At 57.2% G+C, this 16,163-nt stretch carries 14 protein-coding genes; 9 read left to right on the top strand and 5 right to left on the bottom strand.

Features of this window, described 5'->3' with window-relative positions:
- Positions 1-52 precede the first annotated feature (52 nt).
- Positions 53-1,048: an SGNH/GDSL hydrolase family protein gene (locus tag IQ273_RS19810; RefSeq protein WP_228053422.1), complete on the top strand. Its 996-nt coding sequence runs from the start codon at positions 53-55 to the stop codon at positions 1,046-1,048.
- 241 nt (positions 1,049-1,289) lie between these two features.
- On the top strand, positions 1,290-1,496 hold the full coding sequence (locus tag IQ273_RS19805) for a hypothetical protein (protein WP_194024890.1): 207 nt from the start codon (positions 1,290-1,292) through the stop codon (positions 1,494-1,496).
- 70 nt (positions 1,497-1,566) lie between these two features.
- Here the strand turns inward: IQ273_RS19805 and IQ273_RS19800 are convergent, their stop codons facing one another.
- The gene (locus IQ273_RS19800; RefSeq protein ID WP_194024889.1) at positions 1,567-2,505 is read right to left on the bottom strand and encodes a glycosyltransferase; all 939 of its coding nucleotides are present in this window, start codon (positions 2,503-2,505) and stop codon (positions 1,567-1,569) included.
- A gap of 193 nt (positions 2,506-2,698) precedes the next feature.
- Between IQ273_RS19800 and IQ273_RS19795 the strand changes: the two genes are divergently transcribed.
- Entirely contained in the window at positions 2,699-3,190 is a 492-nt protein-coding gene (locus IQ273_RS19795; RefSeq protein WP_194024888.1) for a hypothetical protein, read from the top strand.
- Between the two features lie 28 nt (positions 3,191-3,218).
- Here IQ273_RS19795 and IQ273_RS19790 read toward each other — a convergent pair whose 3' ends face one another.
- The gene (locus IQ273_RS19790; protein WP_228053421.1) at positions 3,219-6,290 is read right to left on the bottom strand and encodes a UPF0182 family protein; all 3,072 of its coding nucleotides are present in this window, start codon (positions 6,288-6,290) and stop codon (positions 3,219-3,221) included.
- A gap of 248 nt (positions 6,291-6,538) precedes the next feature.
- Positions 6,539-7,480, bottom strand: a complete 942-nt coding sequence (locus IQ273_RS19785) for a LysR family transcriptional regulator (RefSeq protein WP_194024886.1) — start codon at positions 7,478-7,480, stop codon at positions 6,539-6,541.
- 344 nt (positions 7,481-7,824) lie between these two features.
- Between IQ273_RS19785 and IQ273_RS19780 the strand changes: the two genes are divergently transcribed.
- The 4 genes from IQ273_RS19780 to IQ273_RS19765 all read left to right on the top strand — a co-directional run bounded on the left by IQ273_RS19780 (position 7,825) and on the right by IQ273_RS19765 (position 10,642).
- On the top strand, positions 7,825-8,721 hold the full coding sequence (locus tag IQ273_RS19780; RefSeq protein ID WP_194024885.1) for an SMP-30/gluconolactonase/LRE family protein: 897 nt from the start codon (positions 7,825-7,827) through the stop codon (positions 8,719-8,721).
- A gap of 4 nt (positions 8,722-8,725) precedes the next feature.
- On the top strand, positions 8,726-9,310 hold the full coding sequence (locus IQ273_RS19775; RefSeq protein WP_194024884.1) for an antibiotic biosynthesis monooxygenase: 585 nt from the start codon (positions 8,726-8,728) through the stop codon (positions 9,308-9,310).
- Positions 9,307-9,957, top strand: coding sequence for an SDR family NAD(P)-dependent oxidoreductase (locus IQ273_RS19770; protein ID WP_194024883.1), 651 nt, complete (start codon positions 9,307-9,309; stop codon positions 9,955-9,957). The genes IQ273_RS19775 and IQ273_RS19770 overlap by 4 nt, the downstream gene beginning before the upstream one ends.
- A gap of 262 nt (positions 9,958-10,219) precedes the next feature.
- Entirely contained in the window at positions 10,220-10,642 is a 423-nt protein-coding gene (locus tag IQ273_RS19765; protein WP_194024882.1) for a thioesterase family protein, read from the top strand.
- Between the two features lie 9 nt (positions 10,643-10,651).
- Here IQ273_RS19765 and IQ273_RS19760 read toward each other — a convergent pair whose 3' ends face one another.
- Entirely contained in the window at positions 10,652-11,743 is a 1,092-nt protein-coding gene (locus IQ273_RS19760; RefSeq protein WP_194024881.1) for an ATP-binding protein, read from the bottom strand.
- A 90-nt stretch (positions 11,744-11,833) separates the two neighbouring features.
- On the opposite strand from IQ273_RS19760, the gene IQ273_RS19755 reads away from it, so the two are divergent.
- Positions 11,834-14,674: a cation-translocating P-type ATPase gene (locus IQ273_RS19755; protein ID WP_313898176.1), complete on the top strand. Its 2,841-nt coding sequence runs from the start codon at positions 11,834-11,836 to the stop codon at positions 14,672-14,674.
- A 21-nt stretch (positions 14,675-14,695) separates the two neighbouring features.
- Positions 14,696-15,316, top strand: coding sequence for an exopolysaccharide biosynthesis protein (locus tag IQ273_RS19750; protein WP_194024880.1), 621 nt, complete (start codon positions 14,696-14,698; stop codon positions 15,314-15,316).
- A 149-nt stretch (positions 15,317-15,465) separates the two neighbouring features.
- On the opposite strand, the gene IQ273_RS19745 is transcribed toward IQ273_RS19750, so the two are convergent.
- The coding region (locus IQ273_RS19745; protein WP_194024879.1) for a DUF1517 domain-containing protein at positions 15,466-16,163 on the bottom strand (698 nt) is incomplete at its 5' end.

The following is a 16,163-nucleotide window of genomic DNA, read 5'->3' as shown; positions in this document are numbered from 1 at the left end:
GCCCTGACCTGGCAAAACTGGATAAAATGCTGGTGCTGCAATTGGCAGAACGTTGGTAAAAATCGCAATTTGGGTACTGGCCATCGGCGTGTTGTCCCTGGCCGTCGCGGAAATTTTTCTGCGGGTTAGGTATGGCCTGGGCAACCCACCCCTCTATGTAGCCGATGCCCGCACCGGCTATCGACTGGCCCCCCACCAAACCCTGAGGCGGCGGGGCAACCGCATCGCTATCAACGCCTACTCCATGCGGGGGCCAGCCACATCACCGCACCGTACTGCCGATACTCTGCGGGTGCTGATGGTGGGCGATTCGATCGTCAACGGCGGCGGCTGGACCGACCAATCTGAGCTGCTGTCGCTCCAAGTGCAGGCGGCTCTAGAACCGCTCAAACCCGCCGAGTTTCAGCAGGTGGAGGTGCTCAATGCCTCGGCCAACTCCTGGGGGCCACGCAACGAGCTGGGCTACGTGCTGCGGTTTGGCACCTTTGAGGCCCAGGTGGTGCTGTTGGTGATTAATACCGACGACCTATTTGCGATCGCCCCCAATAGCTACGATTTGGGTCGCAACCCCCATTACCCCACCCGTCGCCCGCCTCTGGCCCTGTGGGAGGCCGTCGCCCGCCGCCGAAAGTATACGCCTAGTGCCGAACTTCAGGCGCTTCACGACCAGGGGGGCGATCGCGTCGGCGTCAACTTAGAGGCCATTCGTCAGCTTAACCAGGTGGTCAAGGCGGCAGGAGGGCAGCTGGCGATCGCCATGACCCCCCTGCGGCGCGAGCTGGAGGATGGCCCCCGCGACTACGAGCAGATTGCCCGCCAGCGACTGACCGCCTTCGCTCAGGCCGAGGGCCTGCCCTACCTCAATTTTTTGCCCCGGTTTCAGCAGACCCGCTACGAACCGCTGTACTACGACCACATTCACCTCAGTCCCGAGGGCAACCGCTGGGTGGGGCAGGCCCTGTCCGCATTTGTGGCCGAAGTTTTGCATCAGCAACCGCCTGTCCCCTTCCAACTGCCGTCCCACGACCCCCTCAGCGATCTCTGGTAACCCCTAGGCCGGAAACCTCCAGCGGTGGCGGTCGTCAACGATTCCTGGTGGCAATCGGGGGCACTCGTCACCAGGGATAATCTGGAGCAGGGTTTCTCAAAAGCGATCGCCAGCCGCAAATTTCAGCGATCGCAACGTGCAATTACACAACATCTTTTAATATTGTGTTACATTGTGCCTGGTCAACTCTGACCGAGCCTGTGTTAATCGCACCTGTGTTAGTCGCAAAGGAGAACCACCGATGCATCCCCAATCCCCTATGACCCTGGAACGGCGGAAGGTCGATATCCTCCAACTGTTCTTTTTCCTGCTGGGTGCCCCCCACATTTCAGGAGCGCTGCGCTCTGCCGAACGGCGACGCCAGCCCAAAGCACCAGTGATGCAGTACGTTTCAGTAGCGCTGCTCGCTATGGCGATCGCCAGCGCCGCCGAAATGCTCTTGCTGTAAACCCGTCGGGGGTTAAGCGATCTGGCTTTAACCCCCATTCACCCATCTACCCGACCACCCATCCACCCATCTACCCCTCCTGCTGCATCTCGCTATAGGCGGCATAAACCCCCTGCACCGTGTACCAGTTCAAAAACACCCGCGCCAGTTCCAGAGCCACCTGGGGTTTACCCTGGTCGATCAGCCAGCGCAGCAGGGGGGCCATCGTCTTTTCGTTGAGCCTGCCGCCAGCGGTGAGCACGCCCCACAAAATGCGGTGCAGCCAGGTCATTTGAATCATCATCTTCACTTCGCGGGTGGGATGCTTTTGGTAAAACAACGCCCCCATCCGGCCCCGCTGAATTTCTTGATCAATCATTTTAGGAATTTGATCGAGGGCGAAGGGGGCATGGTAGTGGTAGCCCAGGGCCTCGGATACCTTGACCATAGAGACACCCAGGTTTTTGAGCCGCACCCCCAGCTCCAAATCTTCCCAGCCGTAGAGGCGAAAGTCGAGGTCGAACAGGCCAGCGGTGAGCAACCAGTGGCGAGCGATCGCCACGTTGGCCGTATCAAAAAAGGCGTTTGAAAAATCGGTGACTTTGGCTGGTTCGTTGGTGGGCTGCTCAAAGTTACAGGTGTTGACCAGGCGACCGGCGCTAAAGGCGCGATCGTCCCCCAACCGCTGGTAGGCATCACTTAGAGCCTGGGCGTGGGCCTGCAGCGCCCCTGGCACCAAAATCACGTCGCTGTCAATAAAGGCAATGGTGTCGCCACGGGCCACCTCAACCCCGTAATTGCGAGCTGCCCCGGCCCCGCCATGGTTGCGCTCAACCAGCCGCACGTGGGGAAACTCGGCAGCGTGTTGCCGTAGCCAGTCCTGAGTGCCATCAGTAGAGCCGTCGTCCACCACCACCAGTTCGTAGTCAGTGATCAGCGCCGGGTCGTAGACCTGCTGCTCCAGGGCGCGGAGGCATTTTTCTAAGATGGGCTGGCGGTTGTAAGTGGGGGTAACAACGCTGATAAACACGGTGAGCCTTCCAAAGAGCGTTAATATCCTAGCGCCTTCCCTAACCCTTCAGGCACAACGTTGTGCCGGGTCACTGCGCCGCTCGAAAAGATCCGTGGCATAATTCAGTATGGATGAACTTTAGTTCAAGCGTATTTCTGCGGGTTTATTCTCGCGGGCTGCAGAGTTTAGACAGGGCACACGGCAAAGGCATATGGTGAGCGATCGCGGTCCCGAAAAAAACCGATTAAAGCGCCGCCTGGGAGTCTTGGGCCTGGTGCTACTGGGCGGCCTTTGGGGCTGCTCTAGCCCCAGCGCCAACCCCGGCCCCCGCAACGTTACCCTGTCTCAAAAGTGGGCGCTGCAGCCGGGCGATCGCCTGGCCGGCTACCAGGTGCAGAGCGGTTTAGGCGACATTACCCTCGACGTGCAGGGCAAGCGAGTATTTATGCCCTTCGACGGTCAGGTGCAGCCTGCCGAGGGCAAGACCGATCTGTGCGTTATTTTGTCGAGCCCGGATGTGCCCGCCTACCTGTTTCGCCTTTGCGGGCTGCGCCAGCCAAAGCTGGGCGATCTGGCCCAGGGCGACCCAATTGGCAATGGCGATAACGTTTCCTTTGCCACCCTGCGCCGCCAGGCCGACGGCACATGGGCCATGGTTGAACCCGCCAAAGAAATGATTGAGCAGTTTTTAGATCGTCCGTAAGACAAGTCTTCAACTCTGGCCAGAATTCTCAGGGCACCGGCTCGGCAAGGTCTTCGCCCTCGTTGGCTGGTGCGCCAGAGGGGGTCTCGATGTCAAGCAGCCCCGGCAGCGGGTCGTCGTCCGGAGCGTCTTCGCCCAGATCGCGCAAAATGGGAGCCGCAGGCTCTGGCTCTTCTAAAAAGATCGCTGACAGCACCGCCTGTAGGGTTGGGGCCATGGCAATCCGGTTGCGGTAGACCATGATCACGCGAGTCAGGGTGGGGAGCTGGTTTTGCTCGGCCACCAGGTACAGCGGCTCGACGTACAGCAGCGACTGCTCGATCGGTATCACCAGCAGGTTGCCCTGCTGCGCCCGCGACCCCTGGGTATCCCATAGGGAGATGCGCTGGGAAATTTCCGGATCCTGGTTGATGCGGGCCTCGATCTGTTCGGGGCCAAAGACCAACTCTTGCTTGGGGAAGCGGTAGAGCAGCCGCAGCCCGTAGCGATCGCCGTCTGATCTGGCCGCCAGCCAGGCAATCAGGTTGTTGCGCTGGGCCGGGGTAAACAGCCGCAGTAGCACAAACTCCTCGGTTTCCTCCTGGGGCAGCTTCATAATCAGGTAGTAGGGTTCTACGCGCTGGGTTTCGCTGCCGTAGATCTCGCTAGGGGCACGCCACTGGTCCTCCCGGTTGTAGAACACCTGGGGATCGGTCATGTGGTAAGTCATTAGCGAGTCGGACTGCACCGAAAACAAGTCCTGCGGGTAGCGAATGTGAGCCCGCAGGCTTTCGGGCATAGCCTCTAGCGACTCAAACATGTTGGGCAGCAGCCGATCCCAGGTTTGAATGATGGGGTCATTGGGTTCGGCGACAAAAAAGCTTACCGACCCGTTGAAGGCATCGACTACCACCTTGACCGAGTTGCGAATGTAGTTAAAGTCGTTGTCGCCGGGGTCGGAGTAGGGGTAGCGACCGCTGACGGTATAGGCATCAATAATCCAGTAGAGGTAGTTCTCGCCGGTCTGCGAATTGAAATTTTCGGCAATAAAGTTGGGGTCGCGATCGCGAAATGTATCGAAGTCAATACTCTGCGGGGCACGACTACCCTGGTTAGGCCCAGTTCCCCACTGGCTAGAGGCATCGCCAATATCGGCAGTTACCAGGTAGGGGTCGGTGTCAAAGCGCAAAAAGGGCGCGATCGCCCGCACGCGATCGGCAATGTTGCGGCGATATAGCAGCCGTGTATCGTCGGTAAAATCTTCGGTAAACAGCATCCGCCAGTCAAACAGGTGGCGGGCAAACAGCAGCCGTCGCCAGAGACTATCTAAACTGATGCCGCCCCGGCCCAGGTAAGTGGTGTAGATATTCTCATTGCCGCTGGGGTAGTCTAGCTCCAGCACCCGAGTGTTGGCCATGATGTAGGTGTCGGTTAGCTCACCAAAGTACAGGCGCGGCTCGCCAATCGGAATGCTCTGGCGCACCTCATCGCTGCTGGGAATGTTATCGATACCGCGCACAAAGTAGGTAGGCAACCCATCAGGGCCAGCGGTATTCACTGGGCTCATGGTAAAACCGAAGCCGTGGGTATAAACCAGGTGCTCGTTGACCCAGGTTTTGGCGATCTCAGGCACCCGCTCGTAGTTCAGCTCCCGCGCCGAGATCATCACCTGGCGGCGCTCCGATCGCCGCTGCTCATTCAAAATGCTGTAGCGATCAAAGTCGGCATCCTTAAACTCGTAGTACAGCCGAATTTGCTGAAGCTGGCGGTTGCTATCGAGCAGCGGCCGCGAATCCCACAGGCGAATATTTTCTAGAGTGAGGTCGTTCTCCTCTAAGTCTGTAGCGGTCAAATCGCCGCTGGGGTCAAAAGGCTCTGACTCAATCGCCTCCAGATCAAAGGCCGACCGGGTAAGCGCAATAGAATTGGTAATGTAGGGCCGCTCTCGCTGCAGCTCATTGGGCTGCACCACCAGCCGCTGCACCACCATGGGGGCCAGCACCAGACCCAGCACCGTCAGCACCAGATAGCCGCAGATGCCCTTGACAAGCAGGCTGGTGCGGCCAAACCCCGCCCACCAGCCCAGGGTTGCTTCCTGCGCCTTAGCCCGAGCCGATTTTTTCATCGGGTTGATGTAGTCTGGTGCCCCCAGCCGCCCCCGTAGCAAAAAGATCAGCCCCAAAATCAGCGTAACGATAGCCAGCATCCAGTTGGCGGGCAGCTGTACGTGAATGTGGGTATAACCCGCCCCGTACACAACCCCTTCGCGGGAAAAGAGTACCTCGTAGCGGCCCAGCCAGTGGCTAAAGCTAGTAGCCAAAAACAGTAGCCCCGCCAGGGTATAGAGGTGCTGCTGCTGCGGTGGCGAAAATCCATAAAACCGCCCCTGGCTCAAGGTGTTTTCAGCCAGTAAGTAAACCAGGTACACGCTGACCAGCGTAAAAAATAGGGTGCCAACAATCCAAAACTCCAGCAGGTGCAGCACCGGTAGGCGAAAAATGTAGAAGGCAATATCCCGGTTAAAGATCGGTTCGACCTGGTTGTAGGGCACCGGGTTGAGGGCCAGTAGCACCGAGGGCCACTGCTTGGCCAAAATTAGCCCATAGCCCAGGCTCATCAATACCGCTGCCAGCCGCCCCAGCTGCCGGGGATAGATCAGAAACGCCACGGTGCTAATGCCCAGGGCGACGATCAGCCAGGGCTGGGCGATGAGAATTTGACCAATGACGTCAAACAGCTGCAGCTTGGGCCACAGGGGCAGCGGCGTGCTGGAGTCGTAGAGGGTGGTGGTCTGCTGCCAAAAGTCTCTGGCAATTTGGCCCTGGTAGATGAGCTGCACCCCGACTAAAAAGCTCAGGGTCGCGCCCAGTACCAGCAGACCACTCAGCCCCAAACTGCGGGCTCGGGAGAGGCGATCGCTGGGTGCATCCAGAGGCTTGGCCCGATCGGCCAGGGTGAGGTTCCTCCAGGTAAATAGCAGGGTCAAAAAGATGGGAATCAGGCCGAGCCCGAGCTGCGACCCGAGCCGTACCCAAAACAACTCCAGGTAGTTGACCTCAGCAAACCAGAGGCGCTCAGCCTGAAGATTAACGATCGCGTCTAAAAAGAGCAGAGTTAGCAACCCCAGCCCAATACTTAACCACCCCCACCGGGACACACCCCACTGAGACAAACTTTTGGCGATCGCCTTGTTTACCATTGGCCCTACGGCTAGACAGCTACCCCAGCAATGCCTAGATTGTAGCGCCGTAGCGCTGAGGCACTAGACAGGCTCCTGTAGAAATGAGAGCAGGGCAGCAATGTCTGACGTTCCCCTTTAGCAGTGGTAGATGACTTTTTTTGTCCGTCTATTGCAAGAGGCTTGATATCTCAAGCATCGATATTTCGACCTTTGACAATTTCTTGACAAGCGTGTTGAATCGTCTGCCTCAGCCAAAAGTTTTCAGGGTTTTGGTCATTGAGTGTGCTCCACACCATTGATATGGGCCAAGACGATAAATGCAGCGGAATCTCAAACGCCTGGAGGGAATAGTGCTGAGTAACCTGGGCTGCCATACAGGAGGGAATAGCAACTAATAAATCAGAAGACGCGATCGCCGAAGGTAAGGCAAACCAGTAGGGAACCGTAAGTGCGATGCGTCGCTTTAAATCCTGCTTTGCCAGGGCTTGGTCGATAATCCCGATATCATCTCGCCGTAATGTAAATAACGCATGGGGAAACCCGACAAAATTTTCTAGACTCATCACCCCATCTTTTAGCGCCGGGTGTCCACTCCGGGCAATGCCGATAAACTGCTCTGACAGCAGCGTTTGTTGAAGAATATAGGGCGGTAAATTCGCGAATGTCCCTACAGCTAAATCAAACGTGTCATTTTCGATTGAATTGACCAGCGATGCTTTTTCCACCGGGAGCAACCGCAGATTAACCTGCGGGGCTTGATGCCTGAGCAGGCCTAACAATACTGGCAGAATCATGCTGGCAAAATAATCGGAGGTGGCGACGGTAAATGTTTTCTGTGACGAAGCCGGGTCAAAAGTTTGCAGGTCAGCTAATGTGGCTCGAATAGTGTCTAGAGCAGAGAGCACCTGTGGGGCGATCGCCACGGCCCTGGCCGTTGGTTTCATGTCTCGTCCCACCCGCACAAATAAGTCATCATCCAAGAGCGATCGCAATCGCCCTAGGGCCGCGCTCATGGCAGGCTGCCCGATGTGGACGCGCTGGGCGGCGAGAGTCACACTTTGATGGATATACAGGGCCTCGAAAGCGACGAGGAGGTTGAGATCAACTGCGCTAAGGTCAATCGATTTCATTGATGCCAAGGATTTCTATAATCGATTTGATTTATTCTAGTTCTGCCACTACTCTAACTTCTAGGCGGGTCTTCCTAGGTTCAGCCTCAGGAGTACGGCATAAAAGATATTGAAAATATAGCTTTGCTATGAGCGATCGGGCTGCGGTTCGATTAAGATTCTTCCGAAAACATAAAAAAGACTTTTTTGGCATGCCGAAGAGCGATCGCTTATCGAGTTCCACGAAAATCAGGTGATGCGGATACAAAACGGCAAGATTATTGAGAACATTGTCAGCGCCACTAACTTAGAGTTTGAAATATTGGATGACTCCATCACTAACCCCATTGATCTTGAGGTAAAAAATGGCCCTGCCTCCGATTTACGCGGATACCCCCGTAGAGTTATGTCACGCGCAATTCATTACGACGTTTCCGATCAATACATTTCTGGAAAATTTAGCGATTCTCTCATCGGGTGATATTTACCTCACCAACCACAACGTTGGAGAAATAGTCCTGTTAAAGCCAGACGGGAATCTTACGGTATACGCTCAGCTCAGCGGGAAGGTCAGTGGTATTTCCTGGATTGAGCCGCATCAGTTCCTGGTCAATGGCTGGAATGCAGAAGGCGTTCCCTTTGTTGCCGTGCTATCGGATGGTGAGGTGCAGTTCCTTCAAACGCTACCAAACGCTCAATTTCTCAATGGCATTACGCCACTGTCTGCTCGCTGTTACCTGATGGCCGATTCCTATCGAGGTGCCATCTGGTCGTTTGATGTTGTTACCCAATCCGTCGAACTCTGGTTGGAGCATCCTCTCCTAGCTCGCAGCGATCAATCCAGCGTCTTTCCAGCCGTCAATGGCTTAAAGCGATTCGGCAACATTCTCTATGCATCCAACACAGAACGGATGGTGTTGTTGCAGATTCCGCTCGATGAGAGCCTCAAACCCCAGGAGCCGGAGATTTTTATCGAAGGGACAAACATTGATGACTTTGCCTTTGATTGCCACGGCAATCTCTATGGCGCTACCCATGTTTACAACAGCGTGATTCGGATTGATCGCGATTGTCGCTCAACAATCATTGCCCAGGCCGAACAGGGGGTAACCGGATGCACGGCGGTCGCCTTTCACGGTACTGATTTGTATGTCGTCAACAATGGCGGCATGTTCTTACCTCCTGAAACGGGCGTGCAACCTGCACAGGTGGTGCGTCTAGCCGTTGGGGTAAGTGGTGCGCCCTTGTTGAGCGAGGGCTAGCGCCATGCACACCGATCCTCCTGTCACCGTGGAGGTGGTACAGCGGGTCAAAAAGAGCAAGGAGCGTGAATTTGAAGCATTACTAGAGCAGATCATTGGTACAGCCAGTACCTTTGAAGGTTATTTAGGTTCATCGGTGTTTCGTCCGAGTCATCAAGATGACAGCGAATACCGCATTGTTTTCAAGTTTGACCGCTTAGAAAATTTGAAGCGGTGGGAACATTCCCCGCTTCGCCAGCGGTTCCTGACTCAAGCTCATAGCTTCACAGTAGATACGGGTACATTCTCAATTATCACGGGGTTGGAAACCTGGTTTACGCTGCCTGCAAAGCCGGGAATGCTGCCCCCACCCCGTTACAAAATGGTGCTAGTTTCTGGCCTTGCCATTTTTGGTATTAATCAGCTTTTGACGGTTCTTCCCCTAGATTGGCTGGCACAACTACCGTCTGTACTCCGCCTGCTGATTCTGGTTTTTCTAACCACCACATTGATGACCTACGTGGTGATGCCAAGGCTGACAAAGCTATTGGCCTGGTGGTTGTATCCAAACGTTAAGCATCGCCATGATATTAAGGAGAAATCAAGATGACTGAATTGTGCGTGATTGTGGGCATGGGTGAAGGCAATGGTATGGCGATCGCCCGCCGATTTGCCCGAGAAGGATTTGCGATCGCCATGCTGGCCCGGAATGAGCAGAAATTGCAGGGCTACCAGGCCACCCTGCAAGCGGAAGGGATTACGGCTCACTACTACCTGGCTGATGCCGGCGATGAAGCCGCAGTCACGAGGGCCTTTACCCACCTTCAAAATCAATGGGGAACGCCAGTCGTGCTCATCTACAATGCGGCTGTGCCCAGAATGGAAAACATCTTACAAACAACCTACGACACCCTTGTGAACGACTTTCAAGCTAATGTCGCGGGGGTTATGGTGTGTGTTCAATCCGTTCTGCCAGCTATGCAGCACCAACAGCGAGGCACAATTTTGCTAACAGGCGGTGGATTTTCTCTATATCCTCAACCTGATTTTGTGTCATTGTCCATTGGCAAAGCGGGAATTCGGGTCTTGGCGAATACACTTCATGCAGCTCTCAAAGACTCACCGATTAAGGTGGGCACAGTCACCATCTGTGGCACTGTAAATGGAGATGATCCCAAGTACAGCAGCGATCGCATTGCCGAAGAGTACTGGAAACTTCATTCTGCTGAAAATGAAGAGTATGAGATTGTGTATTGAGTAATTTTTTGAAGATAGCGATTTCAATCACCGACAACGACCGAGATGTCTCGACTGCCCTTCGCTCCGTTATTCCGTTGGAGTCGCTCCGCAGCATGACAGAACCACGCTTGTCGTCGGCTAGTTTTGGTGGGCTCCAGGGGCTGATACCACACACAACAGGTTGGCCTTCCTCTGCTCACTGTAGACAGCCAATGTGTATGTGAGGCAGCACGTTAGCAATAATTCAACAAAACTGCTCTTCCAACCATTGGATCGCTCTATGAAAGCTCTTTACCACTACGAGTTTGTTGTGCCGTCTGGGGTTGTAGACGGCAACGGCCACGTCAACAACGTCGCCTACGTGCAGTGGATGCAGGATATCGCGATCGCTCACTCTACCAGCGTCGGCTGCACCGCTGAAACCCAAGCTTTAGGGGCCACCTGGGTAGCGCGATCGCACCAGATCACTTACCTGCGCCCGGCCTTTGGGGGCGATCGCCTGCGCCTCAGCACCTGGGTCACCACCCTGCGCAAAGCCCGCAGCACCCGCCAGTACAAATTTTTGCGCCTCAGCGACGATACAGTGCTGGCTACTGGCGCGACCGAATGGGTGTTTGTCGATGCCGTTACCCATCGCCCCCGCACCATTCCCACCTCGGTGTCGGGATGCTTTGAGCTAGTCACCGCCGCCGAAAATTCGTAAGCCAACCCTCTACCGCAGCCGCTGCCTGAGCCAAAAATCGAGCAGCGGTAGCGCAATTCGGTAGCCAAACTGGGGGCCATAGATCAGGCCCTTTTGCTCCAGACTGGTCAGCGCGCCCTGCAAACCGCCGCCCCGCGAGAGCTGGTGCTTTTTGATATAGGCACTGGCCTGGGGGCTATCGGTGGGGTCAAGCGCTAAACTTTCGAGTACGCGGGCCTGGGTGGGGGGCAGCAGCAGCAGCAGGGCTTCAAAGACAACGGCCATATCCTGTACCAGGGCCAGCATCGTGCTGTGGACCTGGTGCGCCTGAATTAGCTCGGGCGCTGGCGAGGCGATCGCATTGCAGCTCTGCCAAAGGCGCTGGGCTAGAGTGATCGCATCTTTCATATGGCCCTGCACATAGCTTAAAAACAGCTCCAGCGCCTGGCTTTCGGGGTCAAACTTGAGGCCCGCCGTCGCCATCGTTCTAATAATCCAGGGTTGCAAGTCGCGATCGCTCAGGGGCGTTAGCCCAATCACCGGCAGACGGCTGGCCATCATCCAGGGTTCGGCCACGGTAGCAATCAGGGCGTAGCTGACCCGGCTCTGGCGCTCGATCTCCTGGCGCAGATGGCTTTCCCACTTGCCCTGCCGGTCCCACGAGCGAATGTGGGGAAAGTTGTGAAACATAATCACTACCTGGCAGTCGAACCATTCCGCTAGAGATTGGGGCAGCGCCAGTAATCCTTCAAACAGGGGCCACTCTTTGCCCAGGGGCTTGGGCCAGGCCAGCCGTGCCTCAGACCCCAGGGTGCGATCGACGCTCAGGGGCTGATTCAGACTCCACTGCTGAATTTGGGCAATTTCACCCGGCTCTGAGAATGCGTCCATAATACCATCGGCCAAAAATCGCAGAAACTGGCCCGCATTGCGGCAGCGCAGCAGATCGATTTCCAGGCAGCGCGATTTTTCCTGACGGGCGGCATTGCGAATCAGGGTGCGGCGACCAATGCCCGGTACCCCAATCACCACAAAATCGCTGTCTTGACGCAGCAGAGAGCAGACCTGCTCTAGTTCACCTTCGCGGCAAATTAGCGACTGGGGTACAAACGGATTGATCATTTTGGCAGTAGCACTATTTTTTAGTGCTATAAATGATGGCTAGGCACTCTCGAATAGTAGCACTCGATTTTTTTGAGGTAAATTCCCGTCGTGACTCACAGTACTCTCCCCAGCAAAGGCGCTGTCGCGCCCGCCTCTGCTAACCTTTGGCACACTCTCAGCCCCGAGCGGGCGATCGCGCTGTTAGAAAGCAGCCCTCAAGGGCTCAGCCCCAGCGAAGTCGAGCATCGACAGCAGGTCTACGGCCCCAACGAGCTTCAGGAGGGGGCCACCCGCAGCCCCTGGGAAATTTTGTGGGACCAATTCAAAAACATCATGCTGCTGATGCTGATCGCCGTGGCCCTGGTGTCGCTGGTGCTCGATCTGCGCGAGGGGGGCTTCCCGAAGGATGCGATCGCGATCTTTGCCATTGTGCTGCTTAACGGTCTGCTGGGCTATCTGCAAGAGAGCAAAGCCGAAAAAGCCCTGGCTGCCCTTAAAAATATGACCTCCCCCAGGGTGCGCACCATTCGCCAGGGCCAGGAGCAGGAAATCGACGCCAAAGCCCTGGTGCCGGGTGATGTGGTGCTGCTTGAGGCCGGGGTGCAGGTGCCCGCCGATGGCCGTTTGCTCAGTGCTGCCAACTTGCAGGTGCGCGAAGCGGCCCTGACGGGTGAAGCTGAGGCGGTGATCAAGCAGCCGGAGCTGCTTTTAGAGGATGAGTCTGCCCTGGGCGATCGCCTCAACCTGGTCTATCAGGGTACCGAAGTTCTACAGGGACGCGGCACCGTGCTAGTCACCCAAACGGGGATGACTACCGAGCTGGGCCGCATCGCTACGCTGATCCAGTCGGTGGAGTCTGAGCCTACGCCCTTGCAGCAGCGGATGGCCCAATTGGGGAATGTACTGGTGACCGGCTCCCTGGTGCTGGTGGCTCTGGTGGTAGCGGCGGGTCTGCTGCGTACCGGTGACCTCAGCCTGTTCGACGAGCTGCTAGAAGTCTCCCTCAGCATGGCGGTTGCCGTGGTGCCGGAAGGCCTACCCGCCGTGATTACCGTCACCCTGGCTTTGGGCACCCAGCGCATGGTGCGCCGCCACGCCCTAATTCGCAAGCTGCCTGCGGTCGAAACCCTGGGCTCAGTCACCACCATTTGCTCCGACAAAACCGGCACCCTGACCCAAAACAAAATGGTGGTGCAGCAGGTCAAAACCGTGGCTCACCAGTATGAGGTCACGGGCGAGGGCTATGCCCCTGTAGGAAACCTTTTAGAAAATGGAGCGGCCATAGCACCCCAGGCCGACCCCGCTCTTCAGGCCTTGTTGATGGCCTGCGCTCTGTGCAACGACGCCACCCTTAGCCAGTCCGGCACAATTTGGACTCTGCTGGGCGATCCCACCGAGGGCGCTTTGTTGGCTCTAGCAGGTAAAGGTGGATTTAATCAGGCGACGCTGGGGCAGCAGAGCGATCGCATCGCCGAAGTGCCCTTCACCTCAGAGCGCAAGCGCATGAGCGTGGTGGTGCAGGCCCATGCCGATGCCGCCTGGCCCCTCGCTCCCCAGGTTATGTTCAGCAAAGGCTCCGCTGAACTGGTACTAGAACGCTGTAGCACCACTAGCCAGGGCGATGGTCAGCCCCAGCCGCTTACCGACGCTCAGCGGCGATCGATTCTGGCTCAAAACGACGCTATGGCGGCCAGCGGTCTGCGGGTGCTGGGCTTTGCCATGAAGCCTACGAACGTATCAAATCCCAATGGCAATCTAGAGCCGGAAGAGCAAGACCTGATCTGGCTGGGGCTGGTGGGCATGCTCGATGCTCCGCGTCCCGAGGTGCGTGCTGCCGTCATGGACTGTCGACGGGCCGGCATTCGCCCGGTGATGATTACCGGTGACCACCCGCTGACGGCTCAGGCGATCGCTGAAACTCTGGGCATTGCCCAACCCGGCGACACCATCATGACCGGACGCGAGCTGACTCACCTTTCTACCGAAGAACTGGAGCAAACCGTTCCCCACGTCAGCGTCTATGCCCGCGTCGCCCCCGAGCACAAGCTGAGGATTGTGCAGGCGCTGCAAAAGCAGGGCGAATTTGTCGCCATGACCGGCGACGGCGTCAACGATGCCCCGGCCCTCAAGCAGGCCGACATTGGCATTGCCATGGGCATCACCGGTACCGACGTCAGCAAAGAAGCCAGCGATATGGTGCTGCTCGACGACAACTTTGCCACCATCGTCGCCGCCACCGAAGAGGGGCGCGTAGTCTACGACAACATCCGCCGCTTCATCAAATACATTCTGGGCAGCAACATTGGCGAAGTGCTCACCATCGCCGCCGCCCCGATCATGGGCCTGGGCGGCGTGCCCCTCTCGCCCCTGCAAATTCTGTGGATGAACCTGGTCACCGATGGCGTGCCAGCCCTGGCTCTGGCCATGGAGCCCGCCGAACCCAATGCCATGCAGCGCCCACCCCACAACCCACGCGAGAGCATCTTTGCCCGTGGGCTGGGCTCTTACATGGTGCGGGTGGGCATTTTGCTGGCGGTGCTAACCATTGGGCTGATGGGCTGGGCCTACCGCTACACCAACGCCCCCGGCTACCCCGGCCACCCTGACACCTGGAAGACGATGGTGTTCACTACCCTCTGCCTGGCCCAGATGGGCCACGCTTTGGCGGCCCGCTCAGACACTCGCTTAACGGCCCAGCTCAATCCTTTGTCAAATCCTTACGTGTGGGGTGCGGTTTTGCTCACCACCGGTCTGCAAGTGTTGTTACTGTACGTTCCCCCTCTGGCACAGTTTTTTGGGCTGTATCCGCTATCGGCGATCGAGCTGGCAATTTGCTTTGGCTTCAGTGCCCTGATGTTTGCTTGGCTGGAGGCCGAAAAGCTGGTGATTCAGCTGGCCCTGCGACGCAAGCAGCCCGGTCTGCCTAAGGCGTCTAAAAGTGCTCTTTAACGTCCTACCCTCGCTGCCGCTATGAATTCTGACTCTCCCCAGCCCCGCTTTTCCCAGGAAATTAAAGCTCTGCTAGAGCGCGTCGCCCAGCAGCCCCTGACCCTTGGCCACGTGCTCAGCGAAACCGCCGAGCGAGGTTTTTGCCTGGTGATTGGGCTGCTGGTGCTGCCGTTTTTGTTTCCGATGCCGCCAGGGTTTACCACCATTTTGGGGTCGGCCTGTCTGCTGCTATCGCTGCAAATGGCGGTCGGGCGGCGATCGCCCTGGCTGCCCCGGCGAGTGGCTCAGTTCCAGTTCCCCGCAGTGCTGGCCAAGCAGGTGCTCGGTAACCTCAAGCGGGTAACGCGGGTGACCGAGCGGTTTGTGCGGCCCCGCTTGCCTGGGCTAGCGAACAACCCCTCGATCTGGCACGTCAACGGCGTCTGCATTAGCTGGCTGACCCTGCTACTAATGAGCCCGATTCCGATGACCAATCCCATCCCTACGGTCGGTATTCTCATCTTTGTGGTGGCCACTCTCGAAGCCGACGGCGTGATGATGATTTTGGGCTACGTGGCCACTGGGGTGATTACAGGTACTTTTGGCCTGGCAGGGTACTTGCTGTGGCGATCGCCCGAACTGCTCCAGAACTGGTTTCGCTGAGCTTGTCAGCTATCCGCTTGCTACCAGGCCAGCGCAGTTGAGCCTAGTCGGTGGCTGAGCGGAGTCGAAGCCACCAGCTGCCGCAGACCCAAAAAAAGGCCCCTTGTTTATCAAGGGGCCTTCTTCATAACGCTTATAGTTCAAACGGCCTAAATCAGCTTCAGTTCTGGGTACTGGGCAATTAGCTCATCACCGCTGAGGGTTTCTCCCGACTGCTGGGGCGTCCAGAGGACCTCCACGGCCAGCAGGTTTTCGCCAGAGACCGCACCAATGTGGCTCAGAGCCTGGCGCAGGTCAGCAGAGGAGTAGATATCGGGCAGGTCAAGCTTGCCCTGGGTTGCCACAACAACTGTAGCTAGAATGTACTCCCCAGGGGCCTGGTCCGCATCGCCCGGCAGTTTTGCCTGAATTTCGGCCTGGGTGAGCTGGTTGTTGACATTGGACAGCGTTTCGGCACTGAACCGGCTGCGGGCCGAGAGTGCATAGCGGTTAAACTCTTGCTCGGCGCTGAGCAGGCGAGTCTGCTTGTCTTCGCTGGCGGCATAGGCCCAGTAGTCGGGGTGGCGCAGCAGGGCCAGGGTGGTTTCTTGCAGCAGCTTAGCCAACCCTTGAGATGTGCCGGTGTCGGCGGTGGTCGCCAGTCGGTTGAGGTCGTCTTGCAGACCGCGAGCCTCGGCCAGCAGGCCCACCTGCAGTTTGGCTACCGCTACTGGCGGGTTGCTGCCAGCGGGGGCAGCGTAATCATCTCCAGAGACTGCGCCTCTCAGACCCCGCACCACCACGTTGGCGATCGCAATAAAAATCAGCAGGGTGAACAACCAGCCGAACCCGCCCCCAATGCCAATGA

The sequence above is a fragment of the Nodosilinea sp. LEGE 07298 genome (assembly GCF_015207265.1).
Lineage (GTDB): Bacteria > Cyanobacteriota > Cyanobacteriia > Phormidesmidales > Phormidesmidaceae > Nodosilinea.
This window is presented reverse-complemented; position numbering and strand designations above follow the sequence as displayed.